The organism is Streptomyces sp. NPDC047014 (assembly GCF_040644195.1).
GTDB lineage: Bacteria > Actinomycetota > Actinomycetes > Streptomycetales > Streptomycetaceae > Streptomyces.
On record NZ_JBEYVX010000046.1, the window covers coordinates 39476 to 45475 of the forward strand.

Below are 6000 nucleotides of genomic sequence, written 5' to 3' on the forward strand. Positions count from 1 at the left end.
GACCCGCCCCCAGCACCGCCGTCCGACCACCACCCTCCGGCCACGCCCACAGCCGCTTCCGCCGCCACCCAACCACCGACTCCGGATCCCAGCCGGGCGCCCCCGGACCCCGGCCCGCCCTCCCAGGCGAGGGTCCGCAGCACGGCAACAAGGCCCGAACAGGCCGACTCGGCCCCCGGGCCTCAGGCGCGACACCCCGACCCGGCCTGCGCCCCCGGGCGACCACTCCCCCGTACGGCAAAAGGCCCCGAACAGGCGGCTCGGCCCCTCGGGGCTCAGGCGCGACACCTCCGCCAAGGCGCCAGGCCCCGGCGAGGCATCGGCCGGCAAGCCCCGAGCCCCAGGGCAGCACCCCCGACGCAGCGCCACGCGCCGCACCGGCGGCCTCGGTGCGGGACAGGCGGCGTGTGGCGCGGGAGACTGCCGGGCATGGGTTTTCTCATCGGCGTCGCCTGCGTGTCCCTGCTCGTCTGGGGCTGGCTGCTGCTCGGGCAGGGGATGTTCTGGCGGACCGATGTGCGGCTTCCGCCGCGCGCCGCGCCCGCGCGGTGGCCGTCCGTGGCGATCGTCGTGCCCGCGCGGGACGAGGCCGATGTGCTGCCCGTCAGCCTGGGCTCACTGCTCGCGCAGGACTACCCCGGCGAGGCCGAGATCGTGCTCGTCGACGACGGGAGCACCGACGGCACCGGCGCGCTCGCGCTGCGGATGGCCGCCGAGCAGCCGGGGCTGCCCCTCACCGTGCTCTCCCCCGGCGACCCCGCCCCCGGCTGGACCGGCAAACTCTGGGCGCTCCGCCACGGCATCGCACATGCCCGGGCCTCGCGCGAGCCCGAGTTCCTGCTGCTCACCGACGCGGACATCGCACACGAACCGGACAGTCTGCGCGAGCTGGTGGCCGCCGCCACCTCCGCCCGGCTCGACCTCGTCTCGCAGATGGCCCGGCTGCGCGTGGCCAACCTCTGGGAGCGGCTGCTCGTACCGGCGTTCGTGTACTTCTTCGCCCAGCTCTACCCCTTCCGCCGCGTCAACCGCGCCGCCTCCCGCACCGCCGCGGCCGCCGGCGGCTGCGTACTGCTGCGCACCGAGGCCGCCGTACGCGCCGGGATCCCCGACCGGATCCGACAGGCCGTCATCGACGACGTGTCCCTCGCCCGCGCGGTCAAGCGCCACGGCGGCCGGATCTGGCTGGGGCTGGCCGAGCGGGTGGACAGCGTGCGGCCGTACCCCGCGCTCGGGGGCCTCTGGCGGATGGTCTCGCGCAGCGCCTACGCGCAACTGCGCCACAGCCCCGCCCTCCTGGCCGGCACCGTCGCCGGGCTGACGCTCGTCTACCTCGTGCCGCCCGCCGCCCTCCTGGCCGGACTCGCCCTCGGGCGCCCCGCCCTCGCCTGGCCCGGCGGCCTGGCCTGGCTGCTGATGGCCGGCACCTACCTGCCGATGCTCCGGTACTACCGCCAGTCCGCCGCCCTCGCGCCGCTGCTTCCGCTCACCGCCCTGCTCTACCTGCTGATGACGGTCGATTCGGCCGTCCAGCACTACCGCGGCCGCGGCGCCGCCTGGAAGGGCCGCACCTACGCCCGCCCGAGCGAGGCGGCGGCGACCGGCGAACCCGGACCGCCGCCGGCCCCCGGATCCGCGTCCTCCGAGGTCACCGGAGGGTGACGGCGGATGGTGACGCTCTGTCAGCACGAAGTCGGTGCAACGCACAACCGGTTGGTACGAGTTGGAGCAAGCCGGTGCGGAAGTGGCCAAATCGTGCACGTGAACGTCAAGTGAAAGCTGTGGCTCTGACCTGCGAATATGCAGGTCAGGGCGGTGTTGACGGCACCTCGCTATGGACCCGGTGAAGTCGTGGGCTTAACTTAGGTCCCATGACCTCCCCCCGCTCCACTTATGGCGGCGGTTACTACTCCGCGCCCTCCTTCCCGGACACCCCCATCTACGACTCCCTCGTCGCCGAACGGGGTACTCCGCAGATCGCACCGATCCGCGTCCCGGCCGCCTACGAGTCCCCGAGCGCGGGCTATTCGAGCGGCGGGTACCTGCCGGCCCTCGCCTCCGCGCTGCCCGCGCTCCCGCCGGCCGCGCCCCAGCAGCAGGCCCCCGCGTACGGGTATCCGTACCAGCAGCAGGCCACCCCGCAGCCCATGCCGCTGCAGAACGCGCCCGCGCCCTACATCCCGCAGCAGCAGCCGGTCGGCGCACGCGCCGGCTTCGTGCAGCAGCCCCAGCCGCAGCAGCCCCGCCCGGCCGCCATGGGCACGGGCTACGAGGCCATGCGCCCGGCCGCGCCGCGCCCGATGCAGGTTCCGGTTGCGGCTCCGGTGCAGGCCGCCTCGTACGAGGATCCGTACGGCCGCCCCTACCAGGGACGCGGTTACTGACGGGGGCCCTCGCGCATGCCGGGGCCGCGGAGGCGCCTGGCAGAATTTCCCCATGTCGAAGTTGCACGTTCAGGCCCTCCACGTCCATCCCGTCAAATCGGTGGCGGGGTTCGCTCCCGACGCGGTGGCCGTGGAGCCCTGGGGGCTGTCCGGGGACCGGCGCTGGGCGCTGATCGATCCTGAGGGCACGGTGCTCACCCAGCGCCGCCACGCGCGCCTCGCGCTGGCGGCGGCCCGTCCCGCGGGCGAGGGCGGCCGGATCGCCCTGACGGCGCCCGGCATGCCGGAGCTGGTCGTGGAGGAGCCCGAGCCGGGGCCGCTGGAGCCGGTGACCCTGTTCGGGAAGAAGGTCGAGACCGTGGTCGCGGCGCGGTCCGCGGCCGACTGGTTCAGCGCGTACCTGGGTGAACCGGTACGCATGGTGCACATGGACGACCCGGCCGTCCGCCGTCCGGTCGACCCGGACTACGCCCTGCCCGGCGAGACGGTGAGCCTGGCCGACGGCTACCCGCTGCTGATCGCCACCCTCGCGTCGCTGGACGCGCTCAACGCGCTGATCGGGCGCGGGGACCATCCCGAGGAGGGCCCCCTCCCCATGAACCGCTTCCGCCCCAATGTGGTGGTGTCCGGGGCCGAGCCCTGGGCCGAGGACGACTGGCGGCGCCTCGCGATCGGCGACGCCGTCTTCCGCGGGGCACGCGAGTGCGGCCGCTGCGTGGTCACCACCACCGACCAGGCGACGGCGGAGCGCGGCAAGGAACCCCTCAAGACCCTGGCCAGGCACCGGCGGATCGGGAAGTCACTGGCCTTCGGCCGGCTGCTGGTGCCGCTGCGGCTGGGCACCGTACGGGTCGGTGACGAGGTACGCGTCCTCGACTGACGGGCACTGACGGGCGGCATCCGGCGCCGCGGGGGCGGCGACCGGGCGAGCGGATTGACACCTTCGGGGGGCTCCGCCCCCGAGCTGGAACCAAGCGGCGTGACCGGGCCGTTGGATCGGGCAGAAGGGCACAGGAGAGGCACCGGCGCACCACCGGGCACATCGAGCGCGTCAAGCACGTCGAGTACGTCGAGTACGTCGAGCGCATCGAGGACCGGCGGGCATCGGGGGCCCCTCGTCCCGTGCGCCCCGGAATGCGTCCCCGGGGTGTGCGGATCGACCACGGACGCGCAGGCAGACGGAGACTGGCGCAAGTGGGGGGAGCCGGACCGTGCGGACAGCAATGGGTGTGTGGCGCTGGCGGCGCAATCCGCTGCGCCGGCCGACGGATCTTTTCGAGGCATGGCTGGCGTTCGTCGCGCTGGTCTGCGTCCTGGTGGTGGCTCCGGCCATCGGCTGGGGTGCGGGCCTGACGGTGGACGGCACCTTGCAGAGAGCCGCGCGGGAGCAGCGGCAGGAGCGGCATCTCGTTCCGGCGGTGGTGGTCCGGCCCCTTCCGGAGGCGGCGGAGGGGCAGGTGGAGAAGCAGGCGGAGGCGGCTGCCGACGCCTCGGCGCAGCGGTCCTCGCCGCGGCGTACGCGGATCGTGGCCGCGTGGACCGCGCCGGACGGCAGCAGTCACCAGGGCACGGTGCCCGCCGCGGAGGAGCCGCCGCATCCGGGCGACCGGTTCCGGATGTGGACGGACGAGCGGGGGCGGGTGGTGGGGCAGCCGCTGGACCCGTCCGCCGCCTCCTTCCATGCGGGCATGGCGGGCCTGGCCGCCGCGATATCCGTGGCCGTACTGGCAGAGACGGTCCGGCGGCTGGTCGTACGGCGGCTCATGCATCGGCGGTACATCCGTCTGGACCGGGCGTGGGCGGCGGCCGGTCCCGACTGGGGCCGTGCCGGTGCGGGCAGCTGACCTGGCCTCCCACCGGCTCCGCGCGCGCTACGGTGGAGCGGCCGGACCTGTCGCTCCAGTAGCGTCAGTGGCTCGAGTGGCTTCAGACATCAGTGGCTGCGGTCGCACCGGCAGCGCGAGCACGAGGGTGGGGGCACGACAGCACCATGGTTCAGGGCACGGTCCAGGTGACGCACGGCGGACCTTCGCGGTGGCGGCGCCGCTCCGGTGAATATCCGACGCTGACCGCCGCGCTCGCCGCCGCGGGTGACGGGGACGTGCTGTCCATCGCCCCGGGCACCTACCGGGAGAACCTGGTGGTGCAGCACGCCGTCACCCTGCGCGGCCCGGAGGGCGGGCGGGGATCGGTGCGCATCGCGCCGCTCGACGGGGTGGCACTGACCGTGCGCGCCTCGGCGGTGATCCAGGACCTGCACCTGGAGAGCCAGGACCGGGCCACGCCCGCGCTGCTGGTCGAGGAGGGCTCCCCCGAGCTGACCGACCTGCGCGTGAGCACCCGCTCGGCGGCCGGCATCGAGGTGCGCGGCTCGGGCGCCCGGCCGGTCGTGCGGCGCTGCACGGTGGAGAACCCGGCGGGCGTCGGGATCGCCGTACTGGACGGTGGCGGCGGGGTGTTCGAGGAGTGCGAGGTGGTGGCCTCCGGACAGACCGGCGTCTCGGTGCGCGGCGGTGGCCGCCCCCGGCTGGAGCGCTGCCGGATCCACCACGCCACGGGCGCGGGCATCGCCGTCACCGGCGAGGGCTCGGGCCTGGAGGCCCTGGGCTGCGAGGTGTACGAGGTGAAGGGCACCGGGGTGCAGATCGCCTCCCGCGCGGCGGCCCGGCTCACCGACTGCTCGGTGCACCGCACCTCGACCGACGGGGTCACCCTCGACACCGACGCCGTGCTCACCCTGTCCGGCTGCGACATCCACGACATCCCGGAGAACGCGGTCGACCTGCGGTCCCGCTCGGTGCTCACTCTCAGCCGCACCACCGTGCGCCGCTTCGGGCGCAACGGCCTGTCGGTGTGGGACCCGGGCACCCGGGTCGACGCCGAGTCCTGCGAGATCCACGACAGTACGGGCGACTACCCGGCGGTGTGGGTCAGCGACGGGGCCAGCGCCTCCCTGGACGCCTGCCGGGTGCACGACGTGCCGGACGCCCTGTTCGTCCTGGACCGGGGCTCGCGCGTGGACGTGACCGACAGCGATCTGTCCCAGGTGCGCAACACGGCCGTCTCCGTCAGCGACGGGGCCACAGCCGAGCTGGACGACTGCCGGATCCGCGAGGCGGCCACGGGCGCCTGGTTCCGCGACCACGGCAGCGGCGGCACCCTCGCCGGCTGCACCATCGACGCCGTGCAGACCGGTGTGATCGTCACCAAGGGGGCCGATCCGGCCCTGGAGCGCTGCACGGTCACCTCCCCCGCCGAGGCCGGTTTCTACGTCTCGGCCGGCGGCCGGGGCACCTTCACCGCCTGCCGGGTCTCGGGCAGTTCCGGTTTCGGCTTCCACATCATCGACGGCTGCCGCACCACCCTGACGCGCTGCCACACCGAGCGCTGCGCCCGAGGCGGGTACGAGTTCGCCGAGGACGGGCCGCTCGCCCAGGAGTGCACGGGCGACGAGTCGGGCACCCGCCCCGCGGACCGGGCCGCTCCCGGCGGACCGCTCGCCACGGCGCAGGCGGCCGCCCGTACGGCTCCGGCGACTACCTCGCCGAGCTGACCATGCTGATCCTCGGCCGCGACCGCCTGAAAACCCCCGGCCTCGGCTACGCCCGGACCTTCC

The 6000-nt window shown here is 74.5% G+C and carries 4 protein-coding genes and 1 pseudogene; all 5 read left to right on the forward strand.

What is annotated here, in order from left to right; genetic code table 11:
* Positions 1-429: 429 nt before the first annotated feature.
* Positions 430-1662, forward strand: a complete 1233-nt coding sequence (locus ABZ873_RS22720) for a glycosyltransferase (protein ID WP_360875017.1) — start codon at positions 430-432, stop codon at positions 1660-1662.
* A gap of 209 nt (positions 1663-1871) precedes the next feature.
* Positions 1872-2384, forward strand: coding sequence for a DUF6643 family protein (locus tag ABZ873_RS22725; RefSeq protein WP_360875020.1), 513 nt, complete (start codon positions 1872-1874; stop codon positions 2382-2384).
* Between the two features lie 52 nt (positions 2385-2436).
* A complete protein-coding gene (locus ABZ873_RS22730) occupies positions 2437-3264 on the forward strand; it encodes an MOSC N-terminal beta barrel domain-containing protein (protein ID WP_360875023.1) in 828 nt (275 codons plus the stop codon).
* Between the two features lie 331 nt (positions 3265-3595).
* The gene (locus ABZ873_RS22735; RefSeq protein WP_360875026.1) at positions 3596-4228 is read left to right on the forward strand and encodes a hypothetical protein; all 633 of its coding nucleotides are present in this window, start codon (positions 3596-3598) and stop codon (positions 4226-4228) included.
* A gap of 146 nt (positions 4229-4374) precedes the next feature.
* Positions 4375-5856, forward strand: a pseudogene (locus tag ABZ873_RS22740) (right-handed parallel beta-helix repeat-containing protein); the annotation flags it as partial.
* Positions 5857-6000 lie beyond the last annotated feature (144 nt).